General features: G+C 64.8%; 17 protein-coding genes. 7 read left to right on the top strand and 10 right to left on the bottom strand.

All coding sequences use genetic code 11. From position 1 onward, the window contains the following. The 5 genes from sucB to lipA all read left to right on the top strand — a co-directional run. The coding region (gene sucB, locus NP3_RS42195; protein ID WP_063825060.1) for a 2-oxoglutarate dehydrogenase, E2 component, dihydrolipoamide succinyltransferase at window positions 1-784 on the top strand (784 nt) is incomplete at its 5' end. A gap of 23 nt (window positions 785-807) precedes the next feature. Beyond that, complete coding sequence (locus NP3_RS42200; RefSeq protein WP_063047304.1) at window positions 808-1,713, top strand: TIGR01777 family oxidoreductase; 906 nt, start codon at window positions 808-810, stop codon at window positions 1,711-1,713. Window positions 1,714-1,745: 32 nt separating this feature from the next. Continuing rightward, the gene (locus tag NP3_RS42205) at window positions 1,746-2,279 is read left to right on the top strand and encodes a GNAT family N-acetyltransferase (protein WP_063047305.1); all 534 of its coding nucleotides are present in this window, start codon (window positions 1,746-1,748) and stop codon (window positions 2,277-2,279) included. Window positions 2,280-2,391: 112 nt separating this feature from the next. Next, on the top strand, window positions 2,392-3,126 hold the full coding sequence (lipB, locus tag NP3_RS42210; RefSeq protein WP_063047306.1) for a lipoyl(octanoyl) transferase LipB: 735 nt from the start codon (window positions 2,392-2,394) through the stop codon (window positions 3,124-3,126). Between the two features lie 78 nt (window positions 3,127-3,204). Beyond that, window positions 3,205-4,221 (top strand): lipoyl synthase, encoded by a 1,017-nt coding sequence (lipA, locus tag NP3_RS42215; RefSeq protein WP_063047307.1) that lies wholly within the window; start codon window positions 3,205-3,207, stop codon window positions 4,219-4,221. A 4-nt stretch (window positions 4,222-4,225) separates the two neighbouring features. On the opposite strand, the gene NP3_RS42220 is transcribed toward lipA, so the two are convergent. From NP3_RS42220 to NP3_RS42245, 6 genes are all read right to left on the bottom strand, one after another. After that, window positions 4,226-5,785, bottom strand: coding sequence for a hypothetical protein (locus NP3_RS42220; RefSeq protein WP_157124914.1), 1,560 nt, complete (start codon window positions 5,783-5,785; stop codon window positions 4,226-4,228). A 558-nt stretch (window positions 5,786-6,343) separates the two neighbouring features. Further along, window positions 6,344-6,841, bottom strand: a complete 498-nt coding sequence (locus NP3_RS42225) for an ester cyclase (RefSeq protein WP_084509633.1) — start codon at window positions 6,839-6,841, stop codon at window positions 6,344-6,346. Between the two features lie 475 nt (window positions 6,842-7,316). Next, window positions 7,317-7,832 carry a hypothetical protein gene (locus NP3_RS42230; protein WP_063047310.1) on the bottom strand — a complete coding sequence of 172 codons (516 nt, stop codon included), beginning with the start codon at window positions 7,830-7,832 and terminating at the stop codon, window positions 7,317-7,319. Between the two features lie 8 nt (window positions 7,833-7,840). Then, window positions 7,841-9,067: a DUF6973 domain-containing protein gene (locus NP3_RS42235; RefSeq protein ID WP_063047311.1), complete on the bottom strand. Its 1,227-nt coding sequence runs from the start codon at window positions 9,065-9,067 to the stop codon at window positions 7,841-7,843. Next, complete coding sequence (locus tag NP3_RS42240) at window positions 9,064-9,363, bottom strand: hypothetical protein (RefSeq protein WP_063047312.1); 300 nt, start codon at window positions 9,361-9,363, stop codon at window positions 9,064-9,066. The genes NP3_RS42235 and NP3_RS42240 overlap by 4 nt, the downstream gene beginning before the upstream one ends. 9 nt (window positions 9,364-9,372) lie before the next feature. Next, window positions 9,373-9,705 carry a YbaB/EbfC family nucleoid-associated protein gene (locus tag NP3_RS42245; protein WP_063047313.1) on the bottom strand — a complete coding sequence of 111 codons (333 nt, stop codon included), beginning with the start codon at window positions 9,703-9,705 and terminating at the stop codon, window positions 9,373-9,375. A gap of 418 nt (window positions 9,706-10,123) precedes the next feature. Between NP3_RS42245 and NP3_RS42250 the strand changes: the two genes are divergently transcribed. Together NP3_RS42250 and NP3_RS42255 are read left to right on the top strand one after the other, a co-directional pair. Further along, window positions 10,124-12,331 (top strand): elongation factor G-like protein EF-G2, encoded by a 2,208-nt coding sequence (locus NP3_RS42250; protein WP_063047314.1) that lies wholly within the window; start codon window positions 10,124-10,126, stop codon window positions 12,329-12,331. A gap of 43 nt (window positions 12,332-12,374) precedes the next feature. Further along, complete coding sequence (locus tag NP3_RS42255; RefSeq protein WP_063047315.1) at window positions 12,375-12,926, top strand: hypothetical protein; 552 nt, start codon at window positions 12,375-12,377, stop codon at window positions 12,924-12,926. Window positions 12,927-13,119: 193 nt separating this feature from the next. Here the strand turns inward: NP3_RS42255 and NP3_RS42260 are convergent, their stop codons facing one another. From NP3_RS42260 to glnA, 4 genes are all read right to left on the bottom strand, one after another. Then, window positions 13,120-13,929, bottom strand: coding sequence for a tyrosine-protein phosphatase (locus NP3_RS42260; protein WP_245721346.1), 810 nt, complete (start codon window positions 13,927-13,929; stop codon window positions 13,120-13,122). A 566-nt stretch (window positions 13,930-14,495) separates the two neighbouring features. Next, a complete protein-coding gene (locus tag NP3_RS42270; protein WP_063047317.1) occupies window positions 14,496-14,753 on the bottom strand; it encodes a hypothetical protein in 258 nt (85 codons plus the stop codon). Window positions 14,754-14,818: 65 nt separating this feature from the next. Continuing rightward, window positions 14,819-15,127, bottom strand: coding sequence for a type VII secretion target (locus NP3_RS42275; RefSeq protein ID WP_063047318.1), 309 nt, complete (start codon window positions 15,125-15,127; stop codon window positions 14,819-14,821). Between the two features lie 145 nt (window positions 15,128-15,272). Then, window positions 15,273-16,557: type I glutamate--ammonia ligase (glnA, locus tag NP3_RS42280; RefSeq protein ID WP_063047319.1), on the bottom strand; the 1,285-nt coding region annotated here is incomplete at its 5' end.

Genomic DNA, 16,557 nt, shown 5'->3' on the forward strand with positions numbered 1-16,557 from the left:
CGCGGCGGCCGCACCGGCCGCGAAGGCACCCGCGCCCGCGGCCCCGTCGCAGCTGGCGCACCTGCGCGGCACCGTGCAGAAGGCGAGCCGCATCCGCCAGATCACCGCGACCAAGACCCGGGAATCGCTGCAGACCACCGCGCAGCTGACCCAGGTGCACGAGGCGGATGTCACCAAGATCGCGGCGCTGCGCAGCCAGGCCAAGGCCGCGTTCAAGGACCGCGAGGGCGTCAACCTGACGTTCCTGCCGTTCTTCGCCAAGGCGGTCGTCGAGGCGCTCGGCGTGCACCCGAATGTGAACGCCAGCTACGACGAGGCCACCAAGGAGATCACCTACCACGCCTCGGTGCACCTCGGCATCGCCGTCGACACCGAGCAGGGTCTGCTGTCCCCGGTGATCCACAACGCCAGCGACCTGTCGCTGGCCGGACTGGCCCGCGCCATCGCCGATATCGCCAACCGCGCCCGCACCGGCGGCCTCAAGCCGGACGAGCTGGCCGGTGGCACCTTCACCATCACCAATATCGGCAGCCAGGGCGCGTTGTTCGACACCCCGATCCTGGTTCCGCCGCAGGCGGGCATGCTCGGCACGGGTGCGATCGTCAAGCGTCCGGTGGTGGTCACCGATGAGACCGGCAACGAGTCCATCGGCGTTCGGTCCATGTGCTACCTGCCACTCACCTACGATCACCGCCTCATCGACGGTGCCGACGCCGGTCGCTTCCTGACCACGATCCGGCACCGGCTCGAGGAAGCGGCGTTCGAGGCGGACCTCGGTCTGTAGTCGGAAAGGGTCGTCTGTCGCGTATGAAAGTGGTGATCGCCGGTTCGTCCGGGCTGATCGGGACGGCACTCGTCGCGGCGCTGCGCCGCGAGGGGCACGAAGTCGCCAGATTGGTACGCCGCTCCCCGAACGCGCCGGACGAATACCGCTGGGATCCCGCTCGCGCCGATCTGGACGAGCGGGCCCTGCGGGGCGCCGACGCACTGGTCAACCTCTGCGGGGCGAGCATCGGACGACGGCGCTGGAACGGCAGCTACAAACAGGAGCTGCGCGACAGTCGGCTCACCCCGACCGATGTCCTGGCCAATGCGGTCGCCGCCGCTGGTGTGCCGGTGCTGGTGAATGCCAGCGGCGTGCACTACTACGGCGGCGCCACCGGCAACCGCGTGGTCGATGAAACCGCCCCCGCGGGAACGGGTTTCCTCGCCACTCTCTGCCGGGATTGGGAGGCAGCGACCAAACCCGCCGTCGACGCGGGCGTGCGCACGGTGCTGCTACGCAGTGCCGTGGTGCTGTCCCATCACGGTGGCATGCTCAGCATGCTGCAGCCGCTGTATTCGCTCGGCCTCGGCGGGCGGCTCGGCAATGGACGGCAGTACACGCCGTGGATCTCGATGGCCGACGAGATCGGCGCGATCATCTTCGCGCTCACCCACGACAGCATTGCCGGGCCGATCAATTCCGTCGGCCCGGCACCGGTCACCAATGCCGAATTCAATCGGGCACTCGGCCGTGTGCTACACCGGCCGGCCCCATTCGTGGTGCCCGCGTTCGCATTACGCGCGCTGATCGGCGAATTCGCCGAAGAGGCGATCCTGAACGGGCCGCGCGCGATTCCAACGGTGCTGGAGGAGGCGGGGTATCCGTTCCAGCACCAGACGATCGGTGCGGCGCTGGCGGCCGCCCTCGGCCGCGACGACGACCGCTGACTCCGCATCCGAAGACCCCATGGAGTAGATCGATGACCGAGCTGGACACCCGACCCGCCACCGTCATCCGTGACGCGCGCGCGGGCGATCTGCCCGAGATCCTGGTCATCCACAATGCGAATATCGCCACTTCCACCGCCATCTGGGATCACGAGCAGGTCGATCTCGACGATCGGCACGCCTGGTTCCGCGACCGCACCGCCGCCGGGCTGCCGATTCTGGTCGCCGATATCGGCGGCGAGGTCGCCGGTTACGCCAGCTACGGCCCATGGCGGACCCGATCGGGTTACCGCTTCACGGTGGAGAATTCGGTCTACGTCGCCGAGCGTTTCCACCGCCGCGGAATTGCGAGTGCCCTGCTCACCGCGCTGATCGAGCGTGCCCGCCGGGCGGGTACCGTGCACGCCATGGTCGCCGCCATCGAATCCGGCAATACCGGTTCGATCGCCCTGCACGAGCGATTCGATTTCCGCACGGTCGGGGAACTGCCGGAAGTGGGCCGCAAATTCGGTCGCTGGATGGATCTGACGCTGATGCAGCTGACCCTGCCGATCGAGGGCGACTGAGCCGCACGGGCGTGCGCACCCACTTGCACCGATGCCAAACCTGGCAACCCTGTGGCATCGCCCACATCGGGTTGGTTTATCGAATCGACACACTCGGCGTACCGTCGAGGACGTGAACGACACGCGCACCACCTGGTCCGCCAGATTCGATACGACCCCGATCGTGGTCGAGGATCTCGGACTCATCGATTACCACAGCGCCTGGGAGATGCAGCGGTCGATCGCCGCGCAGCGGGCCGCCGGGGAGGGCTCCGACCATCTGCTCCTGCTGGAGCACCCGTCGGTCTACACCGCTGGTCGCCGCACCGAGGCCGAGGATCTGCCGATCGACGGCAGCCCGGTGGTGCAGGTCGATCGCGGCGGCAAGATCACCTGGCACGGTCCGGGCCAGCTGGTCGGCTACCCGATCGTGCGGCTGGCCGAGCCGGTGGATGTCGTGCACTACGTGCGCAGGCTGGAAGAAGCGCTGATCACCGTCTGCACCGGTCTCGGCCTGGATTGCGGGCGAGTCGAGGGCCGCTCCGGTGTCTGGCTGGCCGCGACCGAGCTCTACTCCGAGCGCAAGGTCGCCCAGATCGGCGTGCGGGTGCAGCAGGGCGTTGCGCTGCACGGCATCTCGCTCAACTGCAATTCCGCGCTGGACGGCTTCCAGGCGATCGTCCCGTGCGGCATCCGCGACGCCGGTGTCACCACGCTGACGCGCGAACTCGGTCGCGAGGTCACGGTGGCCGAAGTCAAGCCGCTCGTCGCCGATGCGATCACCCGCGCGCTCAATGGCGAACTCCCGGTGACCGCACGCGACATCGTCCGCACCGCACCGGCCGTGGAGTCCGCGAAAGCCGAATGAGTCGGCAGCTGTCGCGTTGCCCGGAACAGTGACGGACTGCATCCGACGGCGGCGCACGGCAGGCGTAAGGTCGATCGAGTGACCTCAGCTTCAGCACCGGCAGGACGCAAACTGCTACGCATCGAGGCGCGCAACGCGGAGACCCCGATCGAGCGCAAGCCTCAATGGATTCGGACCCGAGCCAAGATGGGCCCCGAGTACACCGAACTCAAGGGCCTGGTGAAACGCGAAGGCCTGCACACGGTGTGCGAGGAGGCGGGTTGTCCCAACATCTTCGAATGCTGGGAAGACCGTGAGGCCACCTTCCTCATCGGCGGCGAACAGTGCACCCGCCGTTGCGACTTCTGCCAGATCGACACCGGCAAACCCGCCGCACTCGATCGCGACGAGCCGCGCCGGGTCGCCGAAAGCGTCCAGGCGATGGGCCTGCGCTATTCCACCATCACCGGCGTCGCACGCGACGATCTCGAGGACGGTGGCGCCTGGCTCTACGCCGAAACCGTCCGCGCCATCAAGACTTTGAACCCGAACACCGGCGTCGAACTGCTCATCCCGGACTTCAACGCGGTCCCCGAGCAGTTGGCCGAGGTCTTCTCGTCACGCCCTGAGGTGCTCGCGCACAACCTGGAGACGGTGCCGCGCATCTTCAAGCGGATCCGCCCGGCGTTCCGCTACGAGCGCTCCCTCGCCGTGCTGACCGCCGCCCGGGAAGACGGCCTGGTCACCAAGTCGAACCTGATCCTCGGCATGGGCGAAACCCCCGAGGAAGTCACCCAGGCAATGCGCGACCTGCACGAGGCCGGTTGTGACATCCTCACCATCACCCAGTACCTGCGGCCCTCGCCGCGCCACCATCCGGTGGACCGCTGGGTCAAGCCGGAGGAATTCGTCGAGCACTCGCGCATGGCCGAGGAAATCGGGTTCGCCGGTGTCATGGCCGGGCCGCTGGTCCGCTCCTCGTACCGCGCGGGCCGCCTCTACGCCCAGGCAATGGCCCACCACGGCCGCGAAATCTCGCCTGCCATGGCGCATCTCGCAGCGGAGGGCACCGCTTCACAGGAGGCCAGCTCCGTGTTGGCCCGCTTCGGCGGCTAGTCGATCAACATCCCGGCTGGAACGGAAAGCACTGCGGTTCAGCCTGCCGAGCCGGAGCCGGTAGCTCCGGCGGCGCAACCGTCTCGGTATTCGGCACGAGGTGCGGCTGCACGCCGCTCCCGCGCTGGTTCACGCCCGCGGAAACCAGGATCCAGATCGTGCCGACGACGACCGCGGCGATCAGCAATGTCGCGAGGTGTTGCGGGAGGCCGGGAATGAGCTCGAGTCCTTTCGCCACTGCGGCCGAAGTACGCGTGCGTACTGCGGGCACCCGTCGGCGAGCCGAATCCTGGTTCGACCGCTCGGCGGCGGGCGGGGTTGGCGCCCGCAGGGGTTCCGGCTCGGTTTGTGGTGGAGTCGGTATCGCTTGCGGGTCGGAGTCGACCCACGACGACCACTCGTCGGCGTAGGGCGACGACGCTGGCGGTGCCGACTGCGCCTGATCGGCATCGACAGCGGCGATCGGTTCCGGCTCTGCCGGTAGCACGGATACGTGCGAACCCCCCGCATCCGAGCGAACCGCAAGCCGCGAGCGTTGCGCACCCCTCGCCTGAGCCCTGGCGATATCGGCCGAGAGCCATGGCGGGTACGGAGCCGTGGGAGGCGCCGACAAGGGCTGCGGTCCGGTGGATACGGTCCCCCTATCTACTATCGCGGTCGAAACAGACTGCGGCCCATCGTGCTTCGACAGTGATACCGCTTCGACCAGCGCCGTCGAGTTGTCCGCCGTCGTCGAATGATCGTCGACAAGGACTTCGGTGATATCGGAAGGCCGCGCCAGTGCCGACTCGAACCGTGGTTCGGAGAGCCCATCCGCATGCGGCCGTCCGGCAGCCACACTCGAACTGTCGACTGAAGCAGAGATAGCAGCGAGCGGAGCAGATGCGCGGGCGGCGCCGACCAGCGCCCTGGATTCCGAACGCATACGACGTCCCGACTCCGACGGAAATCCCTCGGCCGCGAGATTCTCGACCGTGACCACGTGCGACAGGTGAAGCTCGCCGAGTAGCGCATGCACCTGCTCCGCGGTCCAGATCAGCTTCCGATTCGCGGTCCGATGAAACCAAGCCCGCAGCCCGGCCGACGACCCGAGGACCACACAGTTCCCATGCTCGGACGCCTCGATATCGAGCATGACCGACGCGTCCCGAGGCGGCACAACCACGACCAATCCGTCGATGAAGGCGTCCGGATGCCGCTTGCGCACCAACTCCTCGAGATCGAGCACATGGCTCGTCACTCGGTCGAACGGACTGGTATCGCAATCGCGGGCAGGAACCGGATCGCCCTGGAACTGGAGGAGCCGCGAACGCCCGTCGGCCTGGCCCGAAACCCCGGTAGCCACCTCGGCGGCGGCCTCCTCGGCTTCGATCACGACCATCGCGCGTGGTGTGAACACCACCAGGCCCGCCTCCCGCACAGTCTCCTCGGAGTCGCGGTCGGGCCGGTGCCATCCCGAAATAGCAAGCCCCACAATGACATATTGACCGGTCCACGTTCGCATCCAGTCGAGCACGCACTGCTCGGATCGCGTAACCGCCGCCCGTTCGTTGACAACCAGCATCGAGGTCACCCTCCCTCTCGTCCGCGCAGTCGACCCACCAACGGTATTCAGCGCGACCGCCTGACGAGAATTCGAAAGGCACCGTAAGAGTGTGGTTTTGGCGACAAAAGGTGTCACTACACCGGCGTGGCGGCGACAGACACGAGTGTCGCGACGGTGCGACACACGACATGGTCGCCGCCGCTTGGGGCGCGAAATCCCAGCTACGAGGCCACTGCCCACCAAGGCACCGCGTCGCAAGAGGCGAGTGCGGCCCTCTCTTCGGCAGCTGACCCGCGCAACTCCGGCGTGCCCGCTTGCGGCTTCGGCTCAGCAGGAATCGACAGGGCCACGGCCACGGCGATCCTCAACGCCGCCGGGTCGGTGTTATCGGTTGCGAGAAGGCCGGATCCCCCTGCGGAATCGAGTCGAGTCTTCTCCCTCGGAGACGGGTCAAGAGCGCCGTGCGGACGAGCCGCAGATTTCTGGCGAGATGCATGGAGTGGGCGACCCAACCGCACACTCGAATTTCACTGCCGCACTTGACTTCAACCAACAGCAGCGAGGAGACGGTGCGAGTCAGGTGGTTGCAGAGTGCGCCGCCTGGACGACACCGAGTTGCTGCATCATCCCGAGCGTGTCCCAGCATGCCCAGTTTTCGATGATCTTGCCGTCCTGGAAGCGACTGATTGTGATTCCCTGAACGACCGCTGATTTGCCTGTCGGGGACATGCCCATCATCTCGCCGTCGTTGGTGCCTGTGCCCGTCCATCGGGTAGTGACGAAATCGCCTTCGGCGATCTGTTCGTTGACCAGGAACCGTTGATCCGAGAACGCGGCGAGATACATCTGCACGAGCTTTTTGAAGCCGTCGGGGCCATGGACCTCGGCGAACGGGTTCTGTGGATCGTGGTTGATGCAGTCAGCGGCGATCACCTCGTCGAATACATCGAGGTCTCGCGCGTTCCATGCGTCGAAGATGCGCTTGGCGGTGGCCTTGTTCTGCTCTGACATGGCGCTTCCTATCGATTGGTGGCGCCGGACTGGCGGGGCAGCCGTAGTCGCTACCGGCAGCATTCGCGGTGCCCGGCACCGAGTGCGGTGTGGAGCGCGGCCGCGATGCCAGCAGCAGACCCAGGCGCCGCGCCCGGTATGCGGACGCAGCCATCACGGCGGATGCCCCGTCCGGATGCTGTCGGCAGGCATCCAGCAACCCGCCGATCACAAACCCTGAAACCGGTGTACCGCAATCATTGTGCGCCTGTTTCGTGCGTGAGGTAAGGGCAACGGAGAATGCGGGGACCTGTCCCGTGCTCGCATGATGTCTACCTGCGGCGGATAGTTCAAAGAGCTGATTTGAGATCGACAATGAGCGGCCTCGGACAGGAACACTGTGGCAATGCAGGAACCGGGCTCTGCCAGACCCGACACCGGGCGCGGCGCCCAATCCAATGCCATCGGATCGCTCGATCCATGGACGTGCCATAAGCATGGGCCTGCGCATAAATACGGGAATACCCGATATCGGGCCATTCCTCGCAAATGGCAGCCGTCATCCGGAGGGTACGAGATCACCCTTTCCGTCCACAACCAGCGCGGATAGCGGCGTAAGTGATGGCAGAAAGTGCGGATTCAGCGGAGGCTGGGTAAGGGTATCCCATTGCACGGCCTGAACGCGTCTTCCGTTTGAGAGGAAGAGGTAGTAGCCCGTCGTTGGGCCGTCGGAGTTCGGGCTGTAGGGAAGGCTCCGCCAGCAGGGTGCGGGCCGGTCGATCTGTGCCCGCTTATTCAGTTCATCGACCGTCTCATCCGCGTAGACCGTGATCATTCGGTCCCAACTGTCAGACCACCCAGCGACACGAGCGATATCGCCGAGAGTGGTCGCGGTGTTGGTGGCGGCGGCCTTGCCGATTTCCTCCTTGAGGCGTTGACCGGATCCCAATGGTTCATCCCACCTGCCGAAGTCGAAAATATCCGTACCGCATACTTCCTCGGCAGATGGCGGATAACCACATCCGCTCATCATCGACACCGCCACCCCGACGAGCGCAAGATACTGGATCTTCATATCAGTCCTCATTGCTTCCCCGGCAGCGGGAGCCCCACCCCGGATTGGAGATCGGTAGCCGCGACCTGCACTTGGTTGCTCCAGGTGATCTGTGGTTGAGATTGCCCGTCCGGCGTTTTGAGCACGACCGCATGCCCATCCTGAATGGCCTCAGAAATCTTGGTCCGCAGCTGCTCCGGACTCGCATCGGGGTTATTGAGTGCGATTTCACGACCAAGATCATTATTGTAAAGATCCATCGCCTCGCGTGCCGACGGATTCCCGCCCGTCTTTTCGTGCGCTGTCGTATAAGTCTGGGTCCATTCCGCACCGAATTCTTGAGTCATCCGCGCATTCCAATACGCGTGCCGGAACGCATCACCATGACCATCCGAAAACACCTGTCTTTGGAATCTCGGATCCACTCCAGAATATTGGTCCTCGGCGGCCTGCTCCGCCTCCGTTTTGATGTCATAGAACTCCTTGAGCCCGATGACCCCGTGCCTGCTGACAAGGCTTTCCAGCGCGGTGGCCTCCTCACGCGGCATCGCCCCCGCTTTGAAGGTCGGATCCCAGCTGCGGACGATATCGAGGAGCCAGCCGCTCGGCCACACCACGGTTTCTTTGGTGGCATCCGTTTGATAATCGGTCAGAATCTTCGCCAGCTCGGTATCGGAGGGCATAGCGATGAGCGCCTGCCGGGCCGGATTCGGGACCTTCTCGAGCACACCCTGAATCGTCCCCTCTGCCATCAGGTCCGCTTCCTGAATTCGGTTCAAGCAGACGCGCAGCCCACCGCTCAGCCGGGCCTCCTCCAATTCCTTATGCGCGATAGCCGTGCCCGGCGACCACCAGTACTTCTTCATCCACTCCCAATTGGACTTGCGCGACCCCACCTCGCCGTCATCCAGGTAGAAGAGATCCCATTCGGAGTCCTCTACCTCCTTGATCGCCGCGCGAATCAGCAGGATCATCCCTTCGAAAACGGCGGTCGTGGAATTGATGACTCCGGCCAGTTCTTGGTAGATATCGACGGTGGTGAGCGCGTCTTTGCGGTCATCCTGGGCGCGCTGACGAGCGGATTCGCCGGACTCGCTGTTGAAGTACTCATACGAGCCCGCGACCGCGCTGGCCGCAGCTTCGACTTCGGCTTCGACCTCCTCGGCGACCCGATTGAGGGCTGCGACCAAGTCCCGAGCCGGGTTGAGATTCCACGCCAGAACCTTCGAGATTTTCAGCGGCTCCGTTTCACTCATCGCGGCCCGGCCTGATCGAGCTCTACAGCGCGCTGTCTGTCCAGCTCCTCGAACTCGTTCGCCGCCTTTTCCGCGAGATCCCCGATTCCGGTGAACCGACCAGCATGGAACTTCAGTACTTCATCGAGAGCCTTCAGCGTCTCCTCGGCCCGGGTCAGTGCCAGCGATTCCTTCGCCCTGGCACGGGCTTGATCGCGAGCCGGGACGGCCACCGGTGCCTTGCCTGCGAGGGTGGTCGCGCGTCCGCGCACGCCGTTTGCGAGTTCGCGAACTCGCCCAGGATCGATCTCGAACATCCCGCGACCTCAGACGACGTATTCGTGGCCAGTGCCGTTGTCACCGCGGCGATGCGTCGGGACGTACGTCGGCGGCGCGGCCGATAGCTCCATGAAGATCTGCTGGGCTTCGGCTTCGGCGTTCGTATACGCCACTCGATGCCGATCAGCGATGAGCATGGCCAGTCGGCTCATTCCATGCTCCGCCGCGTGGGGTGCGAGTCGCAGATCCGTAATCGCCCCGCGGGCATCGGTTTCGATGTACACACTGCCGTCGGCGGACTGCGCTCGCCCCCGCACCCGTTCGGTCGCCTCATTGATCTGCTTGATCCGCGCGGCCAACTCTTCAGTGTCCTCAGACATTCCGCCCCAACCACCCAATCATCTTCCAGCCGCGTCGATTCCGCAGGTATCCGCAAACGTAGCAGTTCCGCCTATCGAGCCCGGCACGCCGCGGGCAGTGCGGTTCGTTGGCATGGGGCCGGACCCAGCGTTGATCTTCGAATACCCCCGGACGCACCAACCTTGCACAGACTGGTCGGTCGACCTGACTCGCTGGAACGGCTCGCGCCCTGAGTTGTTATCCCGATTACGCGCAACAGCCGACCGGACCGTCCCATCACACACATAGCCCCGGGACCCGTCTGACCGGATCCTGAACCCCATGTACACGCCAACCCAAACGCAAATGAACACATCGGATCGCCCGATCCGTGCACGCGATGCGACCGCTGGTGGGAAGCTCGAAGGACCGTAAGTGTCGACCGAGAAAGCGAGACACATGGTCGAGAAAGCGAGTGCGTCCGCAGGGACCAACGGTAGAGGTGTGACGGCGCAGCGACCGGAGGACATCCGGAATGTAGTGCTGGTCGGGCACAGCGGGTCGGGTAAGACCACGTTGGTGGAGGCGTTGGCGCTCACGGCGGGCGCGGTGAATCGCGCGGGCCGGGTGGAGGACGGGACGTCGCTATCGGATTACGACGAGATCGAACACCGCCAGCACCGATCGGTGCAGCTGTCGGTGGTGCCGATGGTGTGGCACGGGATAAAGATCAATCTGCTGGATACCCCCGGATACGCCGATTTCGTCGGCGAGCTGCGCGCGGGTCTGCGCGCGGCGGATGCGGCCCTGTTCGTCATCTCGGCGGCCGAGGGCGCCGAGGCCGTGAGCGGTGCGACCCGCGCGCTGTGGGAGGAGTGCGCGGCGGTCGGGATGCCGCGGGCCATCGTGATCACCCACCTCGACACCGCACGCGCCGAATTCGATGAGATGACCGAGACCTGTCGACAGGTACTCGGCGGCGGTTCCTCGGAAAACATTCTGCCGCTGCATCTTCCGGTGTACGGACCGAAGAGTCCGGACGGTCATCGCCCGGTGACCGGACTGGTCGAACTGCTGCCGCACTGCATCGCGGACTACTCCTCCGGCGAGGAGGTCCAGTGCGAACCGTCCACCGATCAGCTGCCGCTGCTCGAGGAGGCGCGCAACCGGCTGATCGAGGGCATCATCGCCGAGAGCGAAGACGAAACCCTGATGGAGCGCTATCTCGGCGGCGAGGAGATCGAGCTGGCCGCGCTGGTCGAGGACCTCGAACGCGCGGTCGCCCGGGGCAGCTTCCATCCCGTGCTGTTCGGCGCGCCCGCCCCGGAAGGAGCCAAACAAGGCCTGGGCACCATCGAACTGCTGGAGCTGATCACCGGCGGATTTCCCACACCCTCGGAACATGCGGTCTCGGCGGTCAACACCTCCGACGGCGCGGCGCCGACACCGTTGCATTGCGATCCGGACGGCACGTTGGCCGCTGAGGTGATCCGCACCGCCTCGGATCCATATGTCGGCCGGGTCTCGCTGGTCCGCGTATTCTCCGGCACGCTGCGACCCGACGACACCGTGCATGTCTGCGGTCACGGCTTGGAGGACCGCGGCCACGAAAGCCACGATGTGGACGAGCGCATCGGCGCCATCACCGCACCGTTCGGCAAACAGCAGCGCCCACTTGGCCAGGCCATCGCCGGTGATATCGCCTACGTCACCAAATTGAGCCACGCGGAAACCGGCGATACCCTGTCCGGCACCGCCGCACCGCTGCTGATCGAACCATGGCAGATGCCGGATCCCCTGCTGCCCATCGCCATTCAGGCACGCAGCAAGGCGGATGAGGACAAGCTCTCCAGCGGCCTGGCTCGGCTGGCGGCCGAGGATCCCGCGATCCGGCTGGAACAGAATCCCGACACCCACCAGATCGTGCTGTGGTGTCTGGGCGAGGCGCACCGCGATGTCGCGCTGGAGCGGTTGCGCACCAGGTTCGGCGTGCAGGTCGACGTGATCGACCACAAGGTCGCGCTGCGAGAAACGTTCGCGGGCAAGGCGACCGGCAAAGGCAGGCACGTCAAACAGTCGGGCGGGCACGGACAATACGCGGTCTGCGAGATCGAAGTGGAACCGCTGCCGGGCGGTTCGGGCATCGAATTCGTCGACCGGGTGGTCGGCGGGGTCGTACCGCGACAATTCATTCCGTCGGTGGAGAAGGGTGTCCGCGCCCAGGCCACGCGCGGAGTGGCGGCCGGATACCCGCTGGTCGATATGCGCGTGACCCTCTTCGACGGCAAGGCGCATTCGGTCGACTCCTCCGATGCCGCATTCCAGACAGCGGGCGCGCTCGCGTTGCGCGAGGCCGCGGCCGCCGCCGGTATCGACCTGCTCGAACCGATCGCCGAAGTATGGGTGGTGGTAACCGACGACTATGTCGGTCCGGTACTCAGCGATCTGTCCGGACGCCGCGGACGCGTCCTCGGCACCGAACCGCACGGCACCGGCCGCACCCGTATCCACGCCGAGGTGCCCGAACTCGAACTCACCCGTTACGCAATAGATCTGCGCTCCATCTCACATGGCGCGGGTGATTTCACGCGCTCGTATATCCGGCACGAACCGATGCCGAACGCGCTGGCCGGTTCGGTCCGCGAGCAGGCCAGGAAGTCGGGCTGATACCCAGCACCGCAGGATGTTTCGCTAGCGTCGAAGGAGCCGGGTGAGCAGTCCAGAGCGTTTCGTCGTCGACACCGAGCATTTCGGCAAGATCGTGATCACTCGGACCGACGAAAGAGTGGTCGCCACACCGGTATTCGACGATGCCACGGCCGTGACCATCGAGCGGATCGGTCCGCGCACTCGTCAGCGCGTTCCCATCGGTACGCGAAATGCCAAGCGGCTGAGGGCATCGATCAAGGATCGCCCGATCAGGTTGACGGTCGGGCGCGGACATTTCTACTACCGGCAAACCTATCGCGCGGTCGCCGAGATCGATGGCAAGATTTTGCGGCTGATGCCGACGGATCTGCACTCCAGCACCTTGGTGGTGGGGCAACGGGATCGGGGCGAGCATGTGCTCGGCGAATTCATGTTGACGGGGACGCACCACATCGAGGTCGTCTGGGAATTGCCATTCACCGTGCGCGATCCCGGGGTAACTGTTCGCCAGCCCACCGTGGAGGACGCTCTTATCGCGTACGCGTTGGTCACAGCTTTCGGCACCGGAGGCGTGTCACTATGGGAACTCGTCGAGATGGTGCTCCCGATCTGAACTTCTGCTGTCGCACAGAGTGTGCGGAGTTCGCACAGGCTATTCGTCCGTTGCCAGGATGGTCGTGAGACACATCGTGTGCAGTGGGTATGGGGAGTGGAGTGGAGTGGAGTGCGCGATCGTGACTGCTTGTGCGACGGCTCGCAGGTTCGGGCCCGCCCCTTCGGAAAGGAATGGGCCCGAACCGTTCTCGTTAGCTCACCAGGTTCTTCCGAAGTTGCACGAGAGTGCCACCGTCGAGGCCCAAGCCCTGCGTCAGGAACTTCCCGAAATCGCCATAGGCCTGCTCCATCGCAGCGATCGCGGTATCCAGATACTCGTCGCTGACCACTTGCAGCGGAATCAGCAGATCGGGATTCTGCATCAGCCCCGCCTGCTTCACCTGCTCGCGCAACTTGGCATCCGCCGCGGCCCGATACTGATTCGACAGCAGATAATCCTGCCGCGCAGTCTGTTCAGGCACCCCGACGGCCCGCAACACCACATACGTCAGCCAGCCAGTCCGATCCTTACCCGAGGTGCAGTGGTACAGCGTCGCCCGATCGGCCGCCGCCAGATCCCGAATCGTCTGCCCGAACTTCGCCCGTGAATCATCGGTGAAGAAGCTCCGATACACATTCGCCATGATCTCCTCGGCCTTCCCGTTCCCGAGCAGCTCCTCCTGCTTCTGCGGATCCCGAGACTGAATCGCCGCCAACATCTGCTGGAACAACCCGGTGTCATCAATCGGCCGCGCCACCTTCTGCACCCCCGCAGGCACCTTGTCGGCCCCCGCGAACTGAACCTCCGCCGGTGTCCGCAGATCAATAACGGCTTTGAGATTCAGGGTTCCCAGCTTCTGCACATCGGAGTCCGTCAACTTCTCCAGCGAGTCAGACCGAATAACCTTTCCCGCCTTGACCTTCGCCCCGTCATAAGTCCGATACCCCCCGATATCCCGAACATTGACCGCCCCCTGCAAATCGATCTTCCCGCCGACCGCCGCAACACTCGGCTCAGCCACCGCCGAAGGCTGCACCCCCGTGGCAGTCAACGCCAAAGCCGCCCCAGCAGCACCTATAAGTGAAACAAGTGAAATCCTCATGGCGCGGGACAGTAGAACCCACCCCACCCCTCGTGCGCCGCTTCCCACCGATTCCGCCGCCGTTACCCCACTCACCGGTATTCCCGTGCCGCTCAATGAGATTCAGACTGTTCCTTCGGCGCTAAACGGCCCCTCGCCAGCGAAACCCGAGATAGATTGCAGCAGTGCCGAAGCAGTATATGCCTACTCGAAATTGATTGCACGGCATACTGATTGTTACCGCCGGGCTACGGCACTTATGTTTTCGACATCACCTCCTCCCACCGCGCTCGATCGAACTGCTCGCGCGCCCTTCGTAGTTCCTCCAGGGGGATAGGACCGTTGAGCTGCTCGTAATCCGCCAGGTACTCATCGCGCGGCGTCGCGCGGAAACCTCCGCCGCCGTCCAAAGGGCCTTCGGCGGCACCATCTTTCGTGGCATGCACCGAACAACCAGCGATTTTCGCCCGACAATGTCGGCGCTGCGCCCGGCACAACCATCGCGGCTACCCGGCTCCGATCTTCCTACGGCGACTCCAAGGCAGCGACTTCTTCGACATGTACATCCGCAGCTTCGAACTGGGAAACCGCTCGATCAGGAAGCCGACACCGTAGGAGGCGATCGTGCCGATCGGGTCGATTACCAGGGATACCGCTTCCATCCCCACGCCGAGGACCCCGAGGCCCCATCGATCCACGATCCCGACGAAATCGCCGAGTGCAGGTCCGAGACCGTCTCGAAAACCGAGACACCCGAATACCATTGCGTCGAATCCTCCCGCTGCGCGATCAGCGGGTTCGATGAGGTCTCGGTCAATTCGAGGCCCCGTCAGGGGGTGACCGCCTTCAACTGTGCGGCCCGCGAGGCGTCGACGGTTTCGAAGCTGTCGGCGACGCCGCGGAGCTTGCCCGCGTCCTCCCCCAACGCGGTTTGCGCCGATTCGATCGCGTCGACGCCGCCGGTCTCCACCGAATCGACGAATAGTGGTGGGAGGAAGGCACACAGCTTTCCGAACGCGTCCGTGGGAAGTGATACCGCCTGTGCCGCCTCCAGTGCCTGCGACAGGGATCGGCCGACTTTCTCCACATTCGCGGCGTGCGTCCGCAACTTCTCCGGCTCTACCGAAACTTCGCTCATCTACCCCCTCAGCACTCCCGGTTCCGAATTTCCCTGTGACCGAACCGGTATGCCCACCATAACCAGGGCCGCGAGCCAAGAGCTCCCCGAGAAACGACGGAGCCCCATCCGCCGAAACGGATGGGGCTCCTTGCCTTACAACGACTTACACGTCGAAGTAGAGCTCGAATTCGTACGGGTGCGGACGCAGGTTCACGGGCGCGATTTCGTTTTCACGCTTGAGGTTGATCCAGGTCTCGATCAGGTCCGGGGTGAACACGTTACCTTCGGTGAGGTAGTCGTGGTCGGCCTCGAGGCGGTCGATGACCGAAGCCAGGCTGGTGGGGGCCTGCGGGATGCCCTTGGCCTCCTCCGGCGGGAGCTCGTAGAGGTCCTTGTCGACCGGGGCCTTCGGCTCGATCTTCTTCTTGATGCCGTCCAGGCCGGCCATCATCATGGCGGCGAAGGCCAGGTACGGGTTACCCGAGGAGTCGGGCGCACGGAACTCGATGCGCTTGGCCTTCGGGTTGTTGCCGGTGACCGGGATGCGGACCGCGGCGGAGCGGTTGCGCTGCGAGTACACCAGGTTGATCGGGGCCTCGTAGCCCGGGACCAGGCGGTGGTAGGAGTTCACGGTCGGGTTGGTGAACGCCAGCAGCGAGGGGGCGTGGTGCAGGATGCCGCCGATGTAGTGGCGCGCCAGATCCGACAGGCCCGCGTAGCCGGCCTCGTCGTGGAACAGCGGCTTGCCGTCCTTCCACAGCGACTGGTGCACGTGCATGCCCGAGCCGTTGTCGCCGAAGAGCGGCTTCGGCATGAAGGTGACGGTCTTGCCCTCGGCCCACGCGGTGTTCTTCACGATGTACTTGAACAGCTGCAGGTCGTCGGCCGCGCCGAGCAGGGTGCCGAACTTGTAGTTGATCTCGGCCTGACCGGCGGTGCCGACCTCGTGGTGGCCACGCTCGAGTTCGAAGCCCGCGTTCTGCAGGTTGGTCGAGATCTTGTCGCGCAGGTCGACGTAGTGGTCGTACGGGGCGACCGGGAAGTAACCGCCCTTGTTACGGACCTTGTAGCCGCGGTTCAGGGTGCCGTCCGGGTTGAACTCCGCGCCGGTGTTCCAGGAGCCCGAGATCGACTCGATCTCGTAGAAGGCGCCGTTCATGCCCGAGTCGTAACGGATGGAGTCGAAGATGTAGAACTCGGCCTCGGCACCGAAGTAGGCGGTGTCGGCGATGCCGGTGCTCTTCAGGTACTCCTCCGCCTTGCGCGCGACGTTACGCGGGTCGCGGCTGTAGGCCTCCCGGGTGAACGGGTCGTGCACGAAGAAGTTGAGGTTCAGCGTCTTGGCCTGGCGGAACGGGTCCAGCCGAGCGGTGCTGAAGTCGGGGAGCAACAGCATGTCCGACTCGTCGATGGACTGGAAGCCACGGACGGAGGAGCCGTCGAACGCT

This window comes from Nocardia pseudovaccinii NBRC 100343 (assembly GCF_001613225.1).
GTDB classification, from domain to species: domain Bacteria; phylum Actinomycetota; class Actinomycetes; order Mycobacteriales; family Mycobacteriaceae; genus Nocardia; species Nocardia pseudovaccinii.

What these genes read in the sequence shown, in the direction of transcription:
- NP3_RS42200 (WP_063047304.1), top strand. Translation starts at nt 808, where the DNA reads ATGAAAGTGGTGATCGCCGGTTCGTCCGGGCTGATCGGGACGGCACTC.
- NP3_RS42205 (WP_063047305.1), top strand. Translation starts at nt 1,746, where the DNA reads ATGACCGAGCTGGACACCCGACCCGCCACCGTCATCCGTGACGCGCGC.
- NP3_RS42220 (WP_157124914.1), bottom strand. Translation starts at nt 5,785, where the DNA reads ATGCTGGTTGTCAACGAACGGGCGGCGGTTACGCGATCCGAGCAGTGC.
- NP3_RS42225 (WP_084509633.1), bottom strand. Translation starts at nt 6,841, where the DNA reads ATGCTGCCGGTAGCGACTACGGCTGCCCCGCCAGTCCGGCGCCACCAA.
- NP3_RS42230 (WP_063047310.1), bottom strand. Translation starts at nt 7,832, where the DNA reads ATGAAGATCCAGTATCTTGCGCTCGTCGGGGTGGCGGTGTCGATGATG.
- NP3_RS42235 (WP_063047311.1), bottom strand. Translation starts at nt 9,067, where the DNA reads ATGAGTGAAACGGAGCCGCTGAAAATCTCGAAGGTTCTGGCGTGGAAT.
- NP3_RS42240 (WP_063047312.1), bottom strand. Translation starts at nt 9,363, where the DNA reads ATGTTCGAGATCGATCCTGGGCGAGTTCGCGAACTCGCAAACGGCGTG.
- NP3_RS42245 (WP_063047313.1), bottom strand. Translation starts at nt 9,705, where the DNA reads ATGTCTGAGGACACTGAAGAGTTGGCCGCGCGGATCAAGCAGATCAAT.
- NP3_RS42250 (WP_063047314.1), top strand. Translation starts at nt 10,124, where the DNA reads ATGGTCGAGAAAGCGAGTGCGTCCGCAGGGACCAACGGTAGAGGTGTG.
- NP3_RS42270 (WP_063047317.1), bottom strand. Translation starts at nt 14,753, where the DNA reads ATGGTATTCGGGTGTCTCGGTTTTCGAGACGGTCTCGGACCTGCACTC.
- NP3_RS42275 (WP_063047318.1), bottom strand. Translation starts at nt 15,127, where the DNA reads ATGAGCGAAGTTTCGGTAGAGCCGGAGAAGTTGCGGACGCACGCCGCG.